This window comes from Streptomyces sp. Tue6028 (genome assembly GCF_002300165.1).
GTDB classification, from domain to species: Bacteria; Actinomycetota; Actinomycetes; order Streptomycetales; family Streptomycetaceae; genus Streptomyces; species Streptomyces siamensis.
Genome location: NZ_MLCE01000021.1, coordinates 219,297 through 239,503, shown reverse-complemented (window position 1 = coordinate 239,503; position 20,207 = coordinate 219,297). Strand labels below are relative to the sequence as shown.

At 74.1% G+C, this 20,207-nt stretch carries 21 protein-coding genes; 12 read left to right on the top strand and 9 right to left on the bottom strand.

Translation table 11 applies throughout. The features are described 5' to 3' along the window. Nucleotides 1-59: 59 nt before the first annotated feature. Together BKI49_RS19460 and BKI49_RS19455 are read right to left on the bottom strand one after the other, a co-directional pair. Nucleotides 60-668, bottom strand: coding sequence for a hypothetical protein (locus BKI49_RS19460; RefSeq protein WP_306453561.1), 609 nt, complete (start codon nucleotides 666-668; stop codon nucleotides 60-62). 127 nt (nucleotides 669-795) lie between these two features. Then, a complete protein-coding gene (locus tag BKI49_RS19455; RefSeq protein ID WP_095935543.1) occupies nucleotides 796-1,746 on the bottom strand; it encodes a L,D-transpeptidase in 951 nt (316 codons plus the stop codon). A gap of 111 nt (nucleotides 1,747-1,857) precedes the next feature. Between BKI49_RS19455 and BKI49_RS19450 the strand changes: the two genes are divergently transcribed. Further along, on the top strand, nucleotides 1,858-2,370 hold the full coding sequence (locus tag BKI49_RS19450; RefSeq protein WP_095935542.1) for a SigE family RNA polymerase sigma factor: 513 nt from the start codon (nucleotides 1,858-1,860) through the stop codon (nucleotides 2,368-2,370). Further along, nucleotides 2,360-3,067, top strand: coding sequence for a L,D-transpeptidase (locus tag BKI49_RS19445; protein WP_179332498.1), 708 nt, complete (start codon nucleotides 2,360-2,362; stop codon nucleotides 3,065-3,067). Before BKI49_RS19450 ends, BKI49_RS19445 begins: the two co-directional genes overlap by 11 nt. A 99-nt stretch (nucleotides 3,068-3,166) precedes the next feature. On the opposite strand, the gene BKI49_RS19440 is transcribed toward BKI49_RS19445, so the two are convergent. Beyond that, nucleotides 3,167-3,985, bottom strand: coding sequence for an alpha/beta fold hydrolase (locus BKI49_RS19440; protein WP_095935541.1), 819 nt, complete (start codon nucleotides 3,983-3,985; stop codon nucleotides 3,167-3,169). A gap of 286 nt (nucleotides 3,986-4,271) precedes the next feature. Here BKI49_RS19440 and BKI49_RS35890 point away from each other — a divergent pair, with 286 nt between their 5' ends. After that, nucleotides 4,272-4,673 (top strand): MarR family winged helix-turn-helix transcriptional regulator, encoded by a 402-nt coding sequence (locus BKI49_RS35890; RefSeq protein WP_107469399.1) that lies wholly within the window; start codon nucleotides 4,272-4,274, stop codon nucleotides 4,671-4,673. Nucleotides 4,674-4,684: 11 nt separating this feature from the next. After that, nucleotides 4,685-4,963, top strand: a complete 279-nt coding sequence (locus tag BKI49_RS19430; RefSeq protein WP_095935539.1) for a ribosomal protein L7/L12 — start codon at nucleotides 4,685-4,687, stop codon at nucleotides 4,961-4,963. Nucleotides 4,964-5,089: 126 nt separating this feature from the next. Here BKI49_RS19430 and BKI49_RS19425 read toward each other — a convergent pair whose 3' ends face one another. Beyond that, nucleotides 5,090-6,433: a helix-turn-helix domain-containing protein gene (locus BKI49_RS19425; RefSeq protein WP_095935538.1), complete on the bottom strand. Its 1,344-nt coding sequence runs from the start codon at nucleotides 6,431-6,433 to the stop codon at nucleotides 5,090-5,092. 151 nt (nucleotides 6,434-6,584) lie between these two features. On the opposite strand from BKI49_RS19425, the gene BKI49_RS35355 reads away from it, so the two are divergent. Next, nucleotides 6,585-6,746, top strand: a complete 162-nt coding sequence (locus BKI49_RS35355; protein ID WP_179332497.1) for a hypothetical protein — start codon at nucleotides 6,585-6,587, stop codon at nucleotides 6,744-6,746. Nucleotides 6,747-6,992: 246 nt separating this feature from the next. Then, nucleotides 6,993-8,237: an amidohydrolase gene (locus tag BKI49_RS19420; protein ID WP_095935537.1), complete on the top strand. Its 1,245-nt coding sequence runs from the start codon at nucleotides 6,993-6,995 to the stop codon at nucleotides 8,235-8,237. A gap of 8 nt (nucleotides 8,238-8,245) precedes the next feature. On the opposite strand, the gene BKI49_RS19415 is transcribed toward BKI49_RS19420, so the two are convergent. The 3 genes from BKI49_RS19415 to BKI49_RS19405 form a co-directional block, all read right to left on the bottom strand. Then, nucleotides 8,246-9,484: a hypothetical protein gene (locus BKI49_RS19415; protein WP_095935536.1), complete on the bottom strand. Its 1,239-nt coding sequence runs from the start codon at nucleotides 9,482-9,484 to the stop codon at nucleotides 8,246-8,248. A gap of 129 nt (nucleotides 9,485-9,613) precedes the next feature. Beyond that, on the bottom strand, nucleotides 9,614-10,771 hold the full coding sequence (locus BKI49_RS19410) for a PP2C family protein-serine/threonine phosphatase (RefSeq protein ID WP_373557565.1): 1,158 nt from the start codon (nucleotides 10,769-10,771) through the stop codon (nucleotides 9,614-9,616). Between the two features lie 4 nt (nucleotides 10,772-10,775). After that, nucleotides 10,776-11,417, bottom strand: coding sequence for an NAD(P)-dependent oxidoreductase (locus BKI49_RS19405; protein ID WP_095935535.1), 642 nt, complete (start codon nucleotides 11,415-11,417; stop codon nucleotides 10,776-10,778). 139 nt (nucleotides 11,418-11,556) lie between these two features. Between BKI49_RS19405 and BKI49_RS19400 the strand changes: the two genes are divergently transcribed. Then, on the top strand, nucleotides 11,557-11,994 hold the full coding sequence (locus tag BKI49_RS19400; RefSeq protein ID WP_095935534.1) for a hypothetical protein: 438 nt from the start codon (nucleotides 11,557-11,559) through the stop codon (nucleotides 11,992-11,994). A 520-nt stretch (nucleotides 11,995-12,514) separates the two neighbouring features. Continuing rightward, nucleotides 12,515-13,414, top strand: a complete 900-nt coding sequence (locus tag BKI49_RS19395) for a hypothetical protein (protein ID WP_095935533.1) — start codon at nucleotides 12,515-12,517, stop codon at nucleotides 13,412-13,414. Here BKI49_RS19395 and BKI49_RS19390 read toward each other — a convergent pair. Next, entirely contained in the window at nucleotides 13,329-14,660 is a 1,332-nt protein-coding gene (locus BKI49_RS19390) for an aminotransferase-like domain-containing protein (protein ID WP_095935532.1), read from the bottom strand. The two genes, BKI49_RS19395 and BKI49_RS19390, sit on opposite strands and share 86 nt — an antisense overlap. A gap of 74 nt (nucleotides 14,661-14,734) precedes the next feature. Here BKI49_RS19390 and BKI49_RS19385 point away from each other — a divergent pair, with 74 nt between their 5' ends. From BKI49_RS19385 to BKI49_RS19370, 4 genes are all read left to right on the top strand, one after another. Continuing rightward, nucleotides 14,735-15,532, top strand: a complete 798-nt coding sequence (locus BKI49_RS19385) for an alpha/beta fold hydrolase (protein ID WP_095935531.1) — start codon at nucleotides 14,735-14,737, stop codon at nucleotides 15,530-15,532. 215 nt (nucleotides 15,533-15,747) lie between these two features. Next, nucleotides 15,748-16,197 (top strand): DUF7144 family membrane protein, encoded by a 450-nt coding sequence (locus BKI49_RS19380; RefSeq protein ID WP_095935530.1) that lies wholly within the window; start codon nucleotides 15,748-15,750, stop codon nucleotides 16,195-16,197. A gap of 86 nt (nucleotides 16,198-16,283) precedes the next feature. Next, nucleotides 16,284-17,291: an endonuclease/exonuclease/phosphatase family protein gene (locus BKI49_RS19375; protein WP_095935529.1), complete on the top strand. Its 1,008-nt coding sequence runs from the start codon at nucleotides 16,284-16,286 to the stop codon at nucleotides 17,289-17,291. 90 nt (nucleotides 17,292-17,381) lie between these two features. After that, a complete protein-coding gene (locus tag BKI49_RS19370) occupies nucleotides 17,382-19,316 on the top strand; it encodes an FUSC family protein (RefSeq protein ID WP_095935528.1) in 1,935 nt (644 codons plus the stop codon). Between the two features lie 114 nt (nucleotides 19,317-19,430). On the opposite strand, the gene snpA is transcribed toward BKI49_RS19370, so the two are convergent. After that, complete coding sequence (gene snpA, locus BKI49_RS19365; protein WP_095935527.1) at nucleotides 19,431-20,135, bottom strand: snapalysin; 705 nt, start codon at nucleotides 20,133-20,135, stop codon at nucleotides 19,431-19,433. Between the last annotated feature and the right edge of the window lie 72 nt (nucleotides 20,136-20,207).

The following is a 20,207-nucleotide window of genomic DNA, read 5'->3' as shown; positions in this document are numbered from 1 at the left end:
GTGGAGGCGGTGCGGGGGAGCCGAGACCTGAACAACCCGGCTCTCCCGCACCACCGGGCTCACTTCAGCTGGGCGTAGATCCGGCCCTTGGTGTCGCGGACGGTGACGTTGCCGAGGAAGTCGGGATCGCCCTTGCCGTCGGCCGGGGCCTGGGCGGTGGCGTACCAGACGCCCCAGCCGGGCTTGCCCGCGAGCTCCAGCAGCTTGCCGTGCACGGTGCCGGCCTTGGTCTCGACGGTGACGCGGGACGCGGTGCCCTTGCCGCCGTAGTAGAGGCCGGAGAGGAAGTAGCGGCCCTCGGCGTCGCCTTCGGCCTGCATCGACACACCCGGCCGGGTCAGGTCGACGTTGCCGTCGACGACACTGCGGAACTGCGGCTCGGGGTCGCCGGCCGTCGTCCAGTGCTTGCCCTCCGCCGTGAGCCAGATCTCCGCGCCGCCGTCCACGGCGACATGTTCGCCGGGGGCGACGATCCGGGCGGTGGGCGCCTTCCTGGCGGCGGCCTCGGCGACCGGCCGGACGGCGGTGGCGCGTTCGGCCCGCGCCGCGGAATGGGTGGAGGTGCCGGACGCCGCCTTCCCCTGCGAGACGGCGTACGACACCGTGGGCGCCCCGACCAGCGCGACGGCCACGGCGGTCGCGGCCAGGTACTTCTGCATCCGTGTCATGGACGGACTCTCCTTGCGATATGAGGAACGTGCGGCGGTGAAACGGTCGGAGGGCGCCTCTCCACTCGTCCAAACTCCGTTGGCCCGTACGCCGGATGACACCCGGCGGGAAATTTCCCGCACGGTCTCAGGACAGCGCGCTGCCCGCCTTCCACTGCTCCCAGCCGAGGTTCCAGTCGCCGTATCCGTTGCCCACGGCCACCGTGTCCTTGGAGCCGACGACCTTGACGACGTCGCCGGGGATGACCTCGTCGTAGAAGCGCTTCGCGGTGCCGTCGGTGGCGAGTCCGACGCAGCCGTGGGTGACGTTCTGGTGCCCGGCGTAGGTGTTGGCCTTCGGGTTCTGGTGGAGATAGGTGCCCGAGGTGGTGAGGTGCACGGCGTAGTAGTAGTAACCCGCGTACGCGTCGCCGTAGCCGACGGTCTGCGAGTTCATGAAGACCTTGGTCGCCTTGTCGGAGACGACCATGGTGCCGTTCCAGGTCTCCATGCCCGGTGCGCCCGCCGTGATGGGAACCTTTCGCGTCGTACCGGCCTTCTCAACCGTCATGGAGTGTGTGCGGACATCGACCGTGGCGACGAGGGAGCGGCCCACCGTGAAATGCCGTGTGATCCCGGCGCCGGCCCGGACGGTGACCTCCGTGCCGGGCTTCCAGTACGTGCGCGGCCGGAAGTCGACGCGCTGCCCGTCGAGCAGATTGCGGTCCTTGACCCAGCTCCACGAGCCCTCGACATCGGCGGTTACCTTCAACTGCCGTTCCACGTCCGCACGTTCGACGGTCGGTACGGCGCCGTCGAAGGTCACCGATATGGGCATGCCGACACCGACGGTCTGCCTGTCGACGATGTTGACGTGCGCGCCCGGCAGCGACTTGAGCGGCTTCGGCGTGGCCGTATGCCCCTTCTGCCGCTGCGGGTTGACGGTCGTGGTGGCCTCCGGTCCGGCGCCCGTCCCCGTGCCTCCGCTCCCGTCGGCCACGGCCCGCCCCGAGCAGCCGGCCAGCGCGAGCGCGCACACGGCCAGCGCCGCCGCCCCCCAGGCGCGGCCCGGCCGGCGCCCCCTGACTCCGGTGGTCATCGTGATCCCCCTGTGGTGTGTTTCGATGTGCCACGTACGGGACCTGTACGCACGGCAGGGACGGCCGGGTTGCATCGGGCCGCGGAAATTCCGGAAACTCCGGCGGGGGGCATGACCGAGGAAGAGTTCGACGCGTTCTACGCGACCGCGTTCCCCCGGCTGACCGGTCAGCTCTACGCGTTCACCGGGGACCACGGTGAGGCGCAGGACGTCGTCCAGGAGGCGTTCGTCCGCGCCTGGGACCGGCGGCGCGAGTTCCTCGCCGACGGGGCGCCCGAGGCGTGGATACGGACGGTGGCGATGCGGCTCGCGGTGAGCCGCTGGCGCCGTGCGCGCCGCTGGCTCGAACTCGTGCGGCGCACTCCGCCGCCCGAGCACACCCCGGGACCCGATCCGGAGCGCACCGCTCTGGTCGCCGCGCTGCGCACCCTGCCGGAGGCGCAGCGGATGGCCCTGGTCCTGCACCATCTGTGCGACCTGAGCGTGGAGCAGGTAGCCTCCGAAACCGGGGCTCCCGTGGGCACGGTCAAGGCCCGTCTGTCCCGCGGCCGGGCGGCACTGGCCCAGGTGCTCTCGGCGGACTCGACGGACGAGGAGGAGAGGGAGGACGACCGTGTCCGATGAACTCACCTCGAACCTGCGCGAGTTGGCCGCCGAGGGCGAGACCCACCCGGTGCTGACGGGCGCGGAGATCCGTGGCCGGGCGGTACGCCGCCGACGCCGTCGGCGTACGGTCGTGGCGACCGCCTCCGTCTCCGCCGCGGCGGCGCTCGCCCTGCTCGTCGCGGTCGACCTGGGCGGCGGCACGGATCAGCGGCCCGCCCCTGCCGCGAGCCCCACCGGCACCCCCAGCCTCCCGGCGACGCCCGACGCCACGGTCGACCTGTCCCGGCGGCAGATCGAGGTCGCCGGCCGCGTCCTGCCGGTCACCTCCGGCACCGAGCTCCGGCCCACGGCGACGGGCCGGATGACGGTCACCGCCAAGAGCGCGACGAAGGTGATGCCCGGCACCACGGTCGGCCTCGAGTCGGACTACGACCTCAAGGTGTCCTGGGTGATCGAACTGTCCTCCTCCGGCGGCTCGGCGAACTACATCGCCGCCATCGCCTACGACGAGAAGGCGCCCGGCAACTACGACCGCACGACGGGCTGGATCGGCCTGCGCTCGGCCGACGCGGCGTGGCTGTACAAGCAGGTGAAGCTGGGTGCGGTGATCGACATCGAGGGGTCGGCGCCCAGGTCCACCGCCGACCGGTCCACGGCAGGTCAGGACGCGAACGCGGGCACCGGCACGGGAACGGGCCTCGGCTCGGGCGGTTAGGCCCTCGGGGCGGCGGACGACGGGCGCCGGGCGGCAGCGGTCCGGGCGGCCGGCCGGTGGCCCCGCGGGCGGTCGAAGGCCGGAAGCCGCGGGGCGGCGCTAGTCGGTCTTCGCGCGGTCACCGGAAAGGGCGTCGAGATACGCGTCCAGCGCGGCGAACGTGGCGGCGGGCTGTTCGAGGTGCGGCAGGTGCCCGGCTTCGGGCACGGTCTCGAACCGTGCGTGGGGAAGGGCCGCGGCGAGGGCGCGCCCGTACGCGGGCGTGACGATGCGGTCGCTCTCGCCCCACAGCACCAGGGCCGGGGTCCGCACGCGGCCGAGCCGGTTCAGCAGCTTCGGGTCGTGCATGTACGGGTCGCCGGCCAGCAGCCGCACGGTCTCCATGTCGGCCCGCCGGGCCGCGAGCTGCTCCGCGGTGAGCGTGGCGGGGTCGACGGCATGCCGTGCGGGGTCGTGGAACGCGTACGCGGCGAGCTCGCCCGGGGTGAGGCCGAAGATGTCGCGGACCGGCTCCCCCGGGACGGCCACGCCGACGGCGTCGATCAGGACCAGGGAGCCGATGACCGCGCCGTCGTCGCGGAAGGCCATCTCGGTGGCCGCCCAGCCGCCGATCGAGGAGCCGACGACCAGCACGTCACGGTGCCCCTCGTCGCGGAGCCAGTGCAGATGGGCGAGAGCCAGGTCGTCGACTCCGGTGAACCAGTCGGGGCGTTCGGTTCCGTCCCAGCCGGGGTGGGTCGGCAGGAAGACCCGCATGTGCCGCTCGCCGGCCAGGTGCGCGGCGACGGCCGCGACGGTGGCGGGCCCGCTCCCTCCGTGCAGGACGAGCGCGACGCGGCCGTCGCGGGGGCCGGTCTCGGTGAGGGTGAGCGGGAGGTCGGGGCGCGGGAACACGGTCCGTGTCGTGGTGTCAGCCATACGGCACAAGGTATCTACGCATGCTTATATAAGCAACCGTATTCGCTGCACTAGAATGCCGGACATGACCGCGCAGCCAGACGCATCCGCCGCCCGCACCGGCGGTCCCGCCGACCCGACGGACGCCCCGGAACCGACGCACGCCTCACGTCGGACGGACGTCCCGGACGTCCCGGACGTCCCGGATGCGTCGGACGCCCGGGGGACGTCCGACACTCTCGGCACGTCCGACACTCTCGGCACGTCCGACGTCTCCGGCCCGGCGGACGCCGTCGGCCTCGAGGAGCTGGGCCGCGCGGTGAAGGAGGCGCAGTACCGGCATCACCGCGCACTGGACACCCGCCTCGCCGCGGCCGGCACGACCCTCGCCCAGTGGGACGCCCTGCGCGCCATCGCCCGGGCGCCCGGCGCTTCCGCGCACGAACTCGCCGTCGCCACCTTCCAGGGCGACCAGTCCTTCGGAACCCTGGCGAGCCGGCTCGCCGCGCAGGGCCTCGTCGAGCGCCGCCCCGGACGCGGCCGGCGCATCGAGCACCGCCTCACCGCGGACGGCGAGCGCGTCCTCGCCGCCGGGCGCACGATCACGCTGGACGTCCTCACCGCCTCCTTCGCCCCTCTCGACCAGGACGAACGGGCCACGCTGCTCGGACTGCTGCGCCGCGTCGGCCTGCGGGACGAGGGGTCCTAGGATCGGTGCCCATGGAAATAACGGGTCTCTTCCTCGTGGCCGCGCTGATGATCGCGAGCTTCGCCGGACTGGAGAGCAAGCTGGGCCGCACCGACCGCCGAATCGCCCGCGTCGAGCGCAAGCTCGACCTGATCCTCGACCACCTCGGCGTGCACGCCGGTGATCCGGAGCTGCCGCAGGTCACCGCGCTGCTGCGGGAGGGCAAGAAGATCCAGGCCATCAAGGCCTACCGCGAGGCCACGGGCGCCGACCTCAAGGAGGCCAAGGACGCGGTGGAACGCATGGGGTGACCGGCCCGCCGGCCGGCGCGACCCCGCTCTTCGGGTGTGCCCGCCCCGAGCCGGTCCCGGACGCGCCCGCCCCGCGCGACCCCGCTCCGAGAGCGCCCGCCCGGCGCGTGAGCCGTCGGCGGGAGGTCAGAGCGGGGGCTGCGCCGGGGCCGGGCCCAGGGTCGTCGTGCCCGGCGCGGTGCGATGACCGAGGCCGGTGCGGTACGCGTCGAGCGCCGCCTCGATGCGGCCCGTGCGGCGCAGCAGGTCGCCGAGGAGCCGGCACAGGTCGGCCAGGTCCCCCGCCGCCCCGGCCCGCTCCAGCAGGCTCATCGCGCGCACATAGTGCTCCTCGGCCGCCTCGGTCTCCCGGGCGTCCTCCGCGATGATGCCGAGGAGCCGGTGCGCGGCGGCCGAGTGGATGGCTCCGCGCTCGGGGCTGAGGTCGCCGAGCACCTCCCGCAGCAGGGCGGCGGCCTCCTCCGACTTGCCGCGCCGGTGCAGTACGTCGGCGAGCTCGACGGCGACCTGACTGGTGTAGAGGGCGGCCCGCTTGGCGGAGAGCATCGCCTGCGCCTCGCGCAACTCGGCCTCGGCGCGCTCCAGTTCGCCGTTCTGCGCGTACAGGTATCCGCGCATCCAGTGGCAGTTGGCCAGTTCGGTGCGGATCTGGAGCTGGCGGTAGAGCTCGGCCGCCTTGGCGAGGGACACGTCGGCCTCGGCGATGCGCCCTTCGGCGATCATCGTGCGGGCCACCGAGCGGTGCATCCGCGCCACCAGCGCCGGATCGCCGACCTGCGGCGCGAGGGCCAGCGCGAACTCGGCGGCCTGGGCGGCCCGGGCGTGCGCGCCCATGTCCATGTAGGGCGCGATGACTCCCGTGTAGAGCAGGAGCAGCGCGTCGGGGTCGTGCAGTCCGGTGCGGTTGAGCTCGTCGAGGGTGGACTCGAACAGGTAGCAGGCGTAGCGGAGTTCGCCCGCCAGGTAGTGGGAGACGGCCCGCCCGCGCACGGCGGGCACGCGCTGCGGCAGCGGTGCGTCGCCCGTGCGGCGCTCGGACTCCTCGAAACGCTCCTGCGCGGTGGCCAGATCGCCGGTCTCCAGGGCGCATTCACCGAGGCCCAGCAGCGCGGCGGCCTGCTCGGCGACGAGCCCGTGCGCGTCCGCCTCCGCGAGGAGCAGGGCGTACTGCTCCGCCGCGACCTCGGCCTCTCCGGTGGCGAGCGTGCGCTGCGCGTCGGTCAGCCGCAGCCGCAGATCCGTGGCGAGATGGGCGGGCCGCCCGGTCGTGAGCTCCTCGTAGGCGATGCCGAGCCGCTCGGCGATGTGCCGCAGCGCGGGTTCGGAGGCCCGCACCCGGCCCGCCTCCAGGGTGGAGATGTAGGCGGGCGTGTACGCGGGCTCCGCCAGCTGTTTCTGCGTCAGACCGCGCTCCGTACGCAGCTGTTGCACCCTGCGCCCGATGATCTCCGGGTCGTCGCGCTCCGCCATGGATTAAGCATGCCATTAAGTCGACTTACATTCGGACGACTCCTGACTATTGTCCAACCTCCTGGCGGCTCTTGCTCTTTGACGCCCGCAGCCCCTACGTTAAGCGACGGATTAAGCCTGCTTAATAAGCTGCTGTTGTTGCGAGGTCGCCGTGCTCCGACGTCTTTTCGCGCGCTACTCCAGGGGGTTCGGCGCGGCCGTCGTCGCCGTGGCGGCACTGGTCACGGCCGCGAACGCGGGCCCGGCGCGGGCGGCGGAACCGCCCCGCCCCACCCAGCACGTGCTGTCGACGGTGGCACAGACCGGGCGCTGAGGTCCGGCCGGGTCCCGCCCCCCCTTGGGAACCCGGTCCACCCCGGTGCCCGCCGCCCTGGGGCGGCACGTACGGCGGCCGTCGACGGAACTCCCCCTTCCGCCGGCGGCCGCCGGACGACCACGACACCGCCCCGGTGACCCGCCGCTCTCCCGCCGGTGGCCGTCCGGTGACCGCCGCTCCGCCCCCGGCCCGCTCATGACGCACTCCCCACCCACGTCCGCCCTCCGTGGCTACGCTGATCCCGTGACCTCTCCCGCCGCCCGCACCGCGCTGGACCTCACCGCCGACCTCCCGGTCCCGGACCTGGAGGACTTCTACCGGGACCTGCACCGCCATCCGGAACTGTCCCTGCGCGAGCACCGCACCGCGGACCGGCTCGCCGGGCGGCTGCGCCGGGCCGGGTACGAGACCCACGACGGTGTCGGCGGCACGGGAGTCGTGGGTGTGCTGCGCAACGGCGAAGGCCCCACCGTCCTGCTCCGCGCCGACATGGACGCGCTCCCCGTCGCCGAGGAGACCGGCCTGCCGTACGCCTCGACGACGGACGGGGTCATGCACGCCTGCGGTCACGACCTGCACGTCACCTGGCTGGCCGGCGCCGCCGACGCGCTCGCCGCCGGACGCGACACCTGGAGCGGCACGCTGGTGCTGGTCGGACAGCCCGCCGAGGAGACCGGGGAAGGCGCGGCCCGGATGCTCGCGGACGGCCTCTACGAGCGTGTCCCGCGGCCGGACGTCCTGCTCGCCCAGCACGTCGCGCCGGGCCCCGCCGGTCTGTACGCGCACTCGCCGGGCCTGATCATGTCCGCCTCCACCGACATCGACATCGTGGTGCACGGGGCCGGCGGCCACGGCTCGCGCCCCGAGGCGACCGTCGACCCCGTGGTGACGGCGGCGTACCTCGTGACCCGGCTCCAGACCGTCGTGAGCCGCGAGGTCGCGGCACGCGAGTCCGCGGTCCTGACGGTCGGACGGATCGAGGCGGGCACCCGGCACAACATCATTCCGTCCGAGGCGCGGCTGTCCCTCAACCTGCGCACACAGTCGCAGCAGGTCCGCGAGCGGATGATCGCCGCCGTGCGCCGTGTCGCGCGGGGCGAGTGCGCGGCGGCGGGCTGCCCCCGCGAACCCGACGTCACCGTCGGCAGCAGCTTCCCGGTGACCGTCAACGACCCCGACACGGACCGCCGCGTCGCCGCCGTGCACGCCGAGGTCTTCGGCGCGGGGACGGTCCTCGACCCCGGGCCGGCGATGGGCAGCGAGGACTTCGACCGGCTCGCGGTGGGCGAACTCCCGTACTCCTACTGGTTCGTGACGAGCACCCCGGCCGACGTGTGGGACGCGGCTCCGGGCGGCGGCGACCTGATGGACCGGCTCGCCGCCGTGCCCAGCAACCACAGCCCGTTGTTCGCCCCCGACCTGTCCGTGGTCGCGCCGGGCGTGCGGACGCTGGTGTCGGGGGCGCTGACGTCGCTGAACGTCGCCTGACCTGCTCCTCAGGCCTGCGTCTGGAGCTGGCGGAGCTGCTGCCGTACGTGGTCCAGCGCCCCCTGCCGGCGGCCCGGCACCCGCCGTCTCAACTCGGCGAGCGCGGACCCCAGTTCACGGGCGGGCACCGCGTCGCCGACAAGACCCCACTGGTGGTGGGCCCGGTCCACGGCCGACTCCACCGCCGGGGAGTCGGGAGCCTCGCCCGCGCCCAGCCGGGCGTCCGCGACCGCCAGCCAGGTGCGGCAGCTGCGCTCCGGGTCCGCGGCGAACATCGCCAGGTCCGCGCGCACCTCCATCCAGTGCAGCACCTGCTCGGAGGCGGGCCCGTACGTCCGCAGCGCCTCCTGCTCCCACCGCCCGGCCAGCGCCTCGGCCTCGCCGTGCCGGCCGGCCTGGACGGCGGCGGTGATGGTCTCGTGCGGGTCGGGACCCGCCGGGGTCACGGTGTGGGCGCCCCCCGGAGCGGAGGCCGCGGCGGGCGGCCCGACCGGCCGGAAGCCGCCGGTCGGCGGAGCCGTGGGCGGGACGGCCGGCAGGGGCGGGGGCACGGCGGCCACGGGCGTCGCGTCGGCGGCGCCGTACGCACCGTGCCACGGCCGCGCCACCGCCTGCGGTGTCAGCACGATGTCGGGCGGCCCCGGCCGGGCCTCCTCGCCCGTCGCCCGGGTCAGCGCCTGCTGGTGCAGTGCGGCGAGGGGCGGCCGGTGACCGCTGCGCAGGACGGTGGCCGCCGCCCTCATGTACGCCGGAGCCGCCACGCTGCGGCGGGGCGGTGGCGGCGCGATCCGGCCGTACAGCGCGGTGGACGGGCCCGCCGTCAGGGGGCGGGCGGCGAGGTGGTCCCAGGTCTCCGCGTCGGCGTGCAGGTCGACGAGGAGCGTGGTCGTACCCGCGGGGCGCAGCCGGAGTTCCTCGGTGATCCAGTGCCAGGGGAAGGCGGTGTAGCGGACCGTTGCCGGAGTGGTGCGGGCGAGGGCGAGGTGCGGCAGGCGCTGGCGGCGGTCCAGTTGCAGCTGGCCGGTGAGGAAGACCGTCAGCGGGCCGGGCGAGGCCGCCGCCGCGCGCAGCCGGGTCAGGACGGCCTGCGGCTCCAGCGGGTCGGCCAGTTCCACGACGTTCGCCGTGTCGCTGCCGGACAGCACGGCGGGAGACACCGCGGCCAGGACGGGGAGCACGGACGCCGCGTCCACCAGACACCCCTTGCCCACCGGCGAGGCCGCGAGGAGCAGCACGGTTCCGGGCACAGATTCCCCTCCCCATCGATCACGTACGGCAGCACCGTAACCGCTGCGCGTGCAAAGCGGGGACGGCGGGAGGGCGAACGCACCGCCCGTGCGCGGGTTCCGCGGGCCGGTCGCGTCCGGTCGCGGGCGCTATCGGCGGCGCACGGCGAAGATCGTGGTGTCGTCGGCCAGCCGGCCGCCGCAGTGCCGCAGCGTGCCGTCGCGGACGAACCGGACCAGGCGGTGCGGGTCCGCGGTGCGCGGGTCCTCGGTCAGGGCGCGGGCCACGTGTTCGCGCAGCGGGAAGAAGGCGCCGCTCGCGTCGCGCGCCTCCGTCACCCCGTCGGTGACCAGCAGCAGCGTCTCGCCGTGCGCGAGCGGGACCTCGATCAGCGGCGGCGCGTCCTGCCCCAGCTCGCTCAGCCCGAGCGGCAGTCCGTCGCCCGGCGGCAGCTGACGCACGTCGTCCGCGGTGACCACCAGCGGTGGTTCGTGCCCGAAGTTGATGACCTCGACGCTGTCGGTGACGTCCGGCGGGATTCCGATCAGGATTCCGGTCGCGAAGCGGTCGCCGTCCAGGCGGCCGAGCGCGGACGTGTAGTCGCCGTGCCGCAGCATCCGCACCTCCAGCCGGTCGGCGACCGTGCGCAGCAGGGGTTCGTGGTACCCCGACTCCCGGAACGTGCCGAGCAGCGCGGCCGCCGCCTCCACCGCTCCGAGCCCCTTGCCCTGGACGTCGCCGAGCAGGACGCGCGTGCCGTGCAGCCCCGGCTGGATGTCGTAGAAGTCCCCGCCGACGCGGGCGTCGCTGTCCGCCGCGAGGTAGACGGCCGCGTGGTCCAGGCCGCCCCAGCCCGGCACGAGCGGGCGCAGCACCGTGCGCCGGGTGGTCTCGGCGACGTCCCGCATGTGCAGCATGCGCTGTTCGCCGCGGACCCGGACCGCGCAGGCGAGGACCGCGAGCATGCTGCCGAGGGCGACGAGGATGAAGTCGGGCAGGCCTGTCTGGTACTGGTGCGGCCAGGACGTGTCGACACCGATGTAGGTGGCCAGCGAGAGCACCGCGAGCGCCGCCGTGCCCCACACCCCGCAGATCGCCGCCGCGATGCCGGGCACCAGCACGATCCACGAGATGATCCGGAACTCGCCCGAGCTGTTCCAGTCGAACACGGCGATGCCGATGAGCAGGAGCAGCGGCGGCATCCAGGCGACGCTGCGTCCGTGCAGGCGCAGCAGTGACTGCCGCTGGACGGCGTCGGGCGGCCCGGCTCTCGTCCGTGGTTGCTCCGCGGGGCTGCGGCCGGCCACCTGATCAGTACGCGACCGACATCCGGGCGCGCGGGTGGGCGTCCTTCTCCAGCTCGTCGACGACGGCGATCGCGTAGTCCTCCGCGCTGATCCGGCTGTTGCCGTGGGCGTCGGTGAGCAGCCGGTCGCCGCCGACACGGAAGGTGCCGGTGCGTTCACCGGGGGCGATCTCCGCGGCGGGGGAGACGTACGTCCAGTCGACGGCGTCGTCGTCCAGAGCGCGGTAGAAGTCGAGCACGTCGCGGTGGGCGAGGGCCTCGGTGAGGTAGGCCTCGGGGAAGCCGGGCTCGTCGACGATCGCCCGGCCCTCGGGGGTCTCCAGGCTGCCGGCGCCGCCGACGATCACGAGCCGTCGGACTCCGGCCGCGCCGGCGCCCTCCACCAGGGCCTGGTTGATCGCGAGGAAGGGCTCGCGGGCCTCCGATCCGTCCCGCGGCGGCACACAGGCGGAGACCACCGCGTCCGCGCCCGCCGTCAGCTCGGCCACCTTCGCCGGGTCCGACGCGTCGGCGGCCGTCGCCGTGACCCCCGGGATCGGGGACTGTCCGGAGCGGCTCACGGCCACGACGCGGTGCCCGCGCGCGGACGCCTCGGCGGCGATACGGCTGCCGACCATCCCGGTGGCACCGAAAAGTACGAGCTTCATGCAGCTCAGCGAAGCACGCCGGCGCAAGGGCCGCATCCCGGCGAAATCGGGCGGTGACGAAGGCCGTCCTCCGACTTGCCAGGCACCGGGGCGAGGTGTGCTCTGGAAGGCAGGGGCGAGGAGAGAGAGGAGTGTTCCCATGGCTCAAGCGGCACCTGTGTCACCCGCCTCAGGGACACCACACACCCCCGACGTCTTCGGGGAGCGCACGCACGCGATCGCACGGTGGGCGGTGCCCGCCGCGCTCGGGCTCGTCTACGGCTACTGGGCCGCGGCCATCACCCGCTACGGCGGCCCGATCACCGGCTGGAACGTCCTGTTCGGGTTCGTGTGCGCCATCGTGTTCGCGGCGCTCCTCATGGGCGTGAGCAGGCTGGCACCGCTGATGAAGCGGGAACTGCACGCCGTGGTGTGGGGCGCGTTCGCGGGCTGCGCGGTCGGTTTCCTCTTCAGCCAGAGCAACGCGTCGGTGCTGTCGTCGTCGCTGATGGGCCTGGTGGCCGGGGCCGCCGTGTTCCTCGGGGCCTTCTACCGCTACTACACGCACGAGGACGCGGCGGGACATCGCGTCGAGTGACGGCGTGACGGTCCGTCCGACGAACACACTGCCCACGCGTCCCGACGACGCACGGCGCACGAGGCCCCGGCAGCAGCCGGGGTCTCGTGCGTCTCCCTCACTCACTCACCTACCCCCTGGGACCCCGGTCCCAGGAGCCCGTGGTGGAGCCGGAGATGGACCCGTCCGGCTCCACGGTCCAAAGCGGCCGCCGTGCTGCCCGCCACGACGGTCGGGAGGCCGCCCGTGAACGGGGCCGCGGCACACGGCGGCTGCGGCAGGAACCCGCAGGGCCCGGGTGTCGCGCATCTCGGCCTCCTTCTCCTCTCCCAGGAAACACCCGTTCGGGTGAGGCCTCCACCGGAGCGCCCGGGGGCCATGTGCCCCCTGCGGTTCACCAGGGTGCAAGCGGTGCTCGCGCGGGCGTATCGGCGAAGGCCGGGGCCGGGTGACCTGGGCGGAGCCCCCTTCGGCTTGTCACATACGCCCATTTGCAGGCAGACCGCTCGCGTGACGCGCCCGGGAGGACTTGCCTGGAGGAGTGTCCCAACGTGTCCGGAGCTCCCTGTCGGCCGTGCTCATCCTCCTCGCCTGTCTGCTCGCGCCGCTCGGCGCGCTGTCCACCTGGGCGATGTACGGGCTCGGCGACCCCGGCCGGTACCGGGCCACGGTGGCACCGCTCGCCGCCGACAGCGACGTACGGGACGCGATCGCCGCCGGTGTCACGGACGGCATCCTGCGCGAGGTCCACGTACGGCCGCGGTTGCAGGGGCCGGTGAACCACTTCGTGCGGGACGCGGTGCTCTCGTTCACCGAGACCGAGGCGTACCGCACGGCGTGGGAGGCCGCCAGCATGGCCGCGCACGACGCCGTGATGCAGGCGCTGCGCGACGACCGCGCGGGGCCGGTGACCGTCGACCTCGCGCCCGTCACCGAGCAGGTCAAGCGCCGACTCGCCGACGACCACATGCCGTTGGCGAACCGCATCCCCGTCGAGCACACCGAGGTCACCGTGCTCGAGGCCGAGGATCTGGCCCAGTTGCGAAAGGGGTTCCACGTGCTCGAAGTCGCCGCGTTCTGGCTGCCGGTGGGCGCCGTCGGGTTCGCCCTCGCGGGCATCCTCGTGGCGGTGCGCCGCCGCCGGGCGCTCCTGGCGACCGGGCTCGGCACCGCGCTGGGCGCCGCGCTGCTCGGCGCGGCGATCACCGTGGGCCGCCGGATGACCCTCGCCGACCTGCCGCCCGACGTGTCGCCGCTGGCCGCGGGCGCGGTGTACGACGCACTCACGGAGACGCTCCGGCTGGTGTCCTGGCTGCTCCTCGCCCTCGGACTCGCCGTCGCGCTGGCAGCGGGGCTCACGGGGGTGTACGCGCGATACCGGCGAGGGTCCGCAACGCCCCCGCAAGCTCCCGCGGAGCGGTCGAGGCGAGTCCGAGCCTGACGCAGTCCTCGGCCCGCGTACCGAGCACCGGGACCGTGAAGGCGGGCCCCGGGGTGAGCGCGATGCCCCGCTCCGCCGCCGCGGCCGCGAAGGTGTCCGCCCGCCACGGGGACGGCAGTTCCCACCAGAGGTAGTACGCCTGCGGGTCGGCGCGCACGGCGAAGCCCGCGAGATGTTCGGCCGCGAGCCGCTGACGGCTCGCCGCGTCCGCCCGCTTGGCGCGCACCAGGCGGTCCACCGTGCCGTCGCCGATCCAGCGCACGGCCGCCTCCAGGGCGAACCGGCTCGCGGTCCACCCACCCGAGCGGAGGGCGGCGGCCACCTGCCCGACGCGCCCTTCCGGTGCGACGAGGAAGCCGGCCGTCAGACCCGGGGCGACCCGCTTGGAGAGGCCGTCGACGACGTAGGTGCGCTCGGGGGCATGGGCGGCGAGCGGGTCGGGGGAGCCGTTGTGCAGGAAGGACCAGATGCGGTCCTCGATCAGGGGGAGGTCCATGTCCCGTGCCGCGGACGCGAGTTGACGTCGCCGCTCGCCGCCCGCCGTCACCGAGGTCGGGTTGTGCAGGGTCGGCTGGACGTACACGGCGGACAGCGGCGCGGAGCGGTGGGCGGTCGCGACCGCCTCCGGGCGCAGGCCTTCGTCGTCCATGGCCAGCGGGACCAGGGTGATGCCGAGGCGCTCCGCGATCTCCTTGACCAGGGGGTAGGTCAGGTACTCGACGCCGACGCGGCCCCCGGGGCGCACCAGGGTGGCGAGTGCGGCGGCGATGGCCTGGCGGGCGTTGCCGGCGAAGGCCAGCCGGTCCGGTGCCGGGCGCCAGCCCGGGGTGGCGAGCAGTGCCGCGGCGGCCTCGCGGACGGCGGCCGTGCCGGTGGCGGGGGCCGTGCGCAGTGCGTCGGTGAGCACGTCGGGGCGCAGCAGCGGGGCCAGTCCGTCGGCGAGGAGCTCCGACTGGCCCGGCGCGGAAGGGTAGTTGAGCTCCAGGTTGACCCGGGCGGTGGTGGCGGGCTCGGCGAGCGCGCGGCCCGAGGGTGCGGGGGAGGCCCGTACGAAGGTGCCGCGCCCGACCTCGCCGACGACCAGTCCGCGCCGGACGAGTTCGGCGTACACCCGCCCGGCCGTCGACCCGGCGATCCCGCGCCGGCGGGCGAACGCCCGCTGCGGGGGCAGCCGTTCGCCGGGCTTGAGCCGACCGGCCGTGATGTCGGCGGCGACGCGGTCGGCGATGCGCCGGTAGTCCTCCATGCGGCCCCTCCACATTGCACCGAGAGCAAAGATCTTATTGCACCGAGGAGTTGGCCGCGCCTAGGGTCGTGGCCATGGCACCCTTCCTCGCTTACGAGGACAAAGGGGGCGCCTCCTCGACGGCGCCTCTCGTCCTGATCCACGGCCACCCCTTCGACCACACCATGTGGGCCCCGCAGATCGCGGCCTTCTCCCCCTCCCGCCGGGTCGTCGCCCCGGATCTGCGCGGCTACGGCGCGTCCCCGTCGGAACCCGGAGTTCCCGCAGACCCCGCCCTCACTCCCCTTTCCACGTTCGCCGAGGACATCTCGTCACTTCTGGACGAGCTGGGCATCGCCACGTTCGTCCTCGGCGGGCTCTCCATGGGCGGCCAGATCGTCATGGAGTGCTACCGGACCTTCCCGGAGCGCGTCCGGGGACTCGTCCTCGCGGACACCTTCCCCGCCGCCGAGACGCCCGAGGGCAGGAGGACCCGCAACGCGACGGCGGACCGGCTGCTGCGCGAGGGCATGCGCGGATACGCCGACGAGGTGCTGTACAAGATGGTCGCCCCGTACGCCGAGGCCGAGGTGGCGGCGCATGTGCACCGCATGATGGTGTCGACGCCGCCCGAGGGCGCGGCGGCGGCCCTGCGCGGCCGGGCCGAACGCCCCGACTACCGCGAACTGCTGACCCGCGTCACCGTCCCGGCGCTGGTCGTGGTGGGCGCCGACGACGAGTACACCCCCGTCCGTGACGCCGAGGCGATGCACGCGGCGCTCCCCGACTCCACGCTCCAGGTGATCGGCTCAGCCGCGCACCTGCCGAACCTGGAGCGGCCCGAGGAGTTCAACGGCGCGCTCGCGCACTTCCTGGCACGGATCGACGACTGAACCGGCAGGACCCGGGGGCCCGTGCGGTGCGGGGCCGTACCGGCGAGGCCGGGGGCCGTCCCTGTCCGGGACCGGCCCGGCGCGAGGCCTTCCCCCGCCGCGGGGACCGGCCCGGCGCGGGCCCCGAATCGTCACCCGTCCGGCCCAGCGGGGCATGCGGCCCCCGTCCCCCGGGGCGAACCTGCGAGTGACACTCCAGGCCCCGAGGAGACCCCATGTCCCAGAACACCGCGCCCCTCAGCCCCAAGCCCGCCCCGGGCCCGGCCGACGGGCCCTCCCGCGGCTCGGGATGGCACTCGGGAGGCACCCTCTTCGCCGGCGTCCTGATGCTGGTCGGCGGCATCCTGGGCATCCTCATCGGCATCACGGGCATCGCCAAGGACGACGTGTACGCCCGCATCGGCACCTACGTCTACGAGTTCAACCTGACCACCTGGGGCTGGATCCACCTCGTCATCGGCGTGATCGTCGCGATCACCGGCTGGGGTGTCCTGAAGGGCCACGAGTGGGCGCGCGCCGTCGGTATCGCCGTCGCCGCGCTCTACATGATCGAGTACTTCATGTTCCTGCCCTACGAGCCCGTCTGGTCCGTCATCGCCATCGGCATCGCGGTGTTCGTGATGTGGGCGCTGGCGACGGGAGGCGACTCGCCCAGGACCGCCTGAGCGGACCTTCCGGGCAACCCGGCACCGCGGCACCCCGTCTTTGAGGGAGGATTCGGGCACCCACGCGGACGAGGGAAGGCCGGGACGTGGACACTGCGACGGCTGAGTGGACGGACCCCCGGGCGCCCAAAGGCACGCGCCGGACCGGGCGCCGGGCCGCCGCCTGGGCGTCCGGGCTGCTGCTGGCCGCGGTGAGTGCCGTCGTCGGATGCCGGGCGGCCGACAGCGACGGGATCACGCCCGTGCCGCAGTTGCTGGCGTTCCTGCCCTGGCTGCTCGCCCCCACCGCACTCGGACTCCTGCTCGCGCTGCTCGCGCGCTGGCGCATCGGGATGGTGTGGGGCGTGGTCGTGCTGGGGGCCGTCGCCTGGTACGTCGAGCCGTACGGCAGGACGAGCGAGCCCGGCGGGACACCGCTGGCGGAGCTGCGGGTGATGACCTCCAACGTGCAGTTCGGGCGGGGCACCGACTCGCTCATCGGCGCCGTACGGCGGCAGAAGCCCGACATCCTGTTCGTGGAGGAGTGCGAGCACGTGTGCTCCCGGGCCCTGCGGGACGCCTTCGGGGGCAGCGGAGGGGACTACCCGTACCGGCAGGCCGTCGAGGGGGCGGGGTCCGACGGCTCGGTCATCATGAGCCGGTTCCCGCTGAAGGCCGCGGACGGCGTGCGGGGCACCATGGGCATGCCCGGAGCGGTCGCCGACGTACGCGGGCACGACGTACGGCTCCAGCTCGCCCACCCGATGCCTCCGCTCCCCGGCCAGCTCGGCGTCTGGCGGCGCGAGCTCGGCGAGCTGCGCGACTACGCGGCGGCCGGTGACGGTCCCACCGTCGTCGCCGGGGACTTCAACGCCTCCCAGGACCACGCCGCGTTCCGCCGCATCCTCGACACCGGGCTGCGCGACGGCGCCCGCCTCGCGGGGGACCCGCGCACCCCGAGCTGGCCCGCCAGGACCACGCCGACGCTCGGCGCGCAGATCGACCACGTGCTCGTGTCCCAGGACTTCTCGGCGAGCGCGGCCGTCTTCCCCCGGATCACCGGCACCGACCACCGCGCCCTGGTCGTCGACCTCACCCTCCACCGGCACCGCTGAGCACCACCCCGGCACCCGTGGCGGCCGAGGCGCCCCCCACCAGCGCGAACGGGCCGGGAGGCGGACGAAACCGGCCCTCATAATGGGGACATGTCCCGCGAGTTCCCCGTCGGCCTCACTCCTCCCGACTGGCTGGTCAGGAACCTCCAACCGCAGAAGGCGTCCGTCAACCGGGCCGCCGCCGCCCGCGCCTCCGTCGCGATCTCCCTGCCGCTCGCCGTCGGCATCGCCACCGGGCGAGCGGACTACGGGGCCCTCGCCTCCATGGGCGCGCTGTCCGGAGTCATCGGCGACACCGCGGACGCGTACCGCATGCGCATCCTCAACATCGCCGTGCCGCAGCTCTTCGGCGCGGTCGGCGTCACGGTCGGCGCGCTCGTGTTCGGACACGGCTGGACCGCCGTCGTCGCCGTCACCGCGGTCGCGCTGATCTCCGGGATGATCTCCACGATCGGCGCCGTGGCCTCCGTGTCCGGTCTGCTGCTCCTCCTCAACTGCGTGATCGGCGCCGGACTTCCGCTCCCCGGACCGTGGTGGCTCGCGCCCCTGCTGATGTCCGGCGGCGGGCTCCTCGTCCTCCTGCTGGCCCTGCTCGCCTGGCCGCTGCGGTCGGGCGTACCGGAGCGGGCCGCCGTCGCGAGCACCTACCGGACGGTCGCGGACCTGCTCGCCGCGAGCGGGACCGCCGGCTACGAGGAGGCCCGCTTCGCCGTCACCCAGTCCCTCAACCAGTCCTACGACCTCGTCCTCGCCCGGCGCGCCTTCCACCACGGCCGCAGCCCCGACCTCGTCCGGCTGCTCGCCCAGCTGAACGCCGTCACCCCGATCATCGAGGCCGCCCCCGCCGCCCACCAGCAGGGCGAGCCGCTGCCCGCCGAGATCCCCGAGGCCGCGGCCCGCCTCGCCGTCGCCGTCGCCGCCGGCCGCTCCGGGCCCCTGGAACTCCGGCTCCCCGAGCCCACCAACGGGGCCGCCCGCGCCGTCGATCACGCCCTGCGCCACGCCGCCGACGTGGCGACGGACCAGGCTCCCGACCGGGCCTTTGCCGACGACCGCCTCGGCCGGCCCGCCGCCCTGCGCGTCCGGGCCGGACGCGCAGGGCGCGAGGTCGTCCTGTCCGCCGCGTCCTGGCGCTACGGCCTGCGCCTGGCCCTGTGCATCGGCCTCGGGCAGGTGCTCGTCTCGATCGTCCCGGTGCCGCGCTCCTACTGGGTCGCGCTCACCATCACCTTCGTCATGAAGCCCGACTTCGGGTCCGTCTTCTCCCGGGCGCTGCTGCGCGCGCTGGGCACGGTGGCCGGCCTCGTCGTCGCGGCCGCGGTCCTCACGGTGGTGCCGCGCGGCTGGTGGGACGTGGCGGTCATGATGCTCCTCGCGCCGCTCGTCCCGGCGCTGACCCCGCGCGGCTACGGCTACCAGACCGCCGCCATCACCCCGGTGATCCTGCTGCTGTCCGACACCCTCAACCACCAGGGCACGGGGCTCATCGTCCCGCGCCTGATGGACTCCCTCATCGGGTGCGCGATCGCACTCGTCGCCGGGTATCTGCTGTGGCCGGAGAGCTGGCACACCCGGGTCGGCGACCGGCTCGCCGACGCGGTGACCGACACGGCCACGTACGTCGAGCGCGCCTTCGGCGGCGATCCCGATCCCGCCGACCGCGCCCGCCGGCGCCGCCGCCTGTACCGCGACCTGTCCGCCATCCGTACGGAGTTCCAGCGCGCCCTGACCGAACCGCCGCCCACCGGGCGCCGTGCCGCCGCGTGGTGGCCGCTCGTCGTCGCCGTCGAACGGATCGTCGACGCGACGACCGCGGCGCGCGTCCGGGTCAGGCAGGGCGCGGCGGAGCCGTCCGCCGCCGAGATCTCCCACGTCGTGCTCCAGCTGCGGGAGCTGTCGGCGGGGCTGCGGGAGACCGAGGTGCTCATCGCCGTCCGCACGGACCTGACCGGTCCCCCGGACAGCGTGCTCGAACCGCTGCGCCAGGAGGTCGCGGCGGCGCGGGCGATCGCCTCGCCCCACTGACGGGGCACGGGCCGGCGCCGCGGAGGCGGGTCCGGGCGGAAACAGCAGCGCGGGCCGCCCGTGCAGGGGGCGGCCCGCACCCGTGGGGGGTGGGTCTGGTCTGCTGATGCGGAACTAGCGGGCGTGCGCCTTGCTCAGCGCCTTCTCATGGGCGAGCGCCTTGTCCAGCGCCTTCGCGAAACCGTTCGCCCAGAGCTGGTCCACGCGGGCGCGCTCGTTGGCGTCGGGGTTCGAGTTGGTGCAGGACGGGCCGGGACCGCCGCCCGACATCAGCTCGCTGCACGGGCCCTCGTAGTGGTCGGGCAGACCGAGGACGTGGCCCGTCTCGTGCGCGGTCACGCGCGTGGAGTCGTACTCCTGGTTCTGCGCGTAGTCGAGGAACACATAGCCGCCGCCGTGGCCGTCGGTGGAGGCGTACGAGCCGCGGGAGTCGTTGCCCTCGCGGTACGTGAAGTCGGCGTTCGAGCCCGACTGGAGTTTGACGTTCGCCACCGCGCCGTTCCATATCTGGGCGCTGCGGGCTATCTGCGCGCTGAACGTCGGGGCGCCGGAGGCGTTGTAGACGACGGTGACGGCCGCGGCGCCCGGGTGCGCGGCACGCTTCTCGGCCACCGACTTGACGACCGCCTCGAAGAACGCCTGGTTGGCCTTGGCCTCCTCGGACGAACCCGCGTACGCGGAGACCGTGTGACCGGCCTGCGCGGAGGCGGTGTTCGGGACGGCGGGGACGCTCGCCGAGGCGAGCTGCGGGGAGACGGCGGACGCGGTCACCAGACCGATTCCGACAGCGGTCGCCCGGGCGAATGCGGACATGCGCATTGATGACTCCTTGTGTGGGGGGTGAAGTCGTCATCGGCGAGTGTCGATGCCCGTGAGGCGGCTGTGATGATG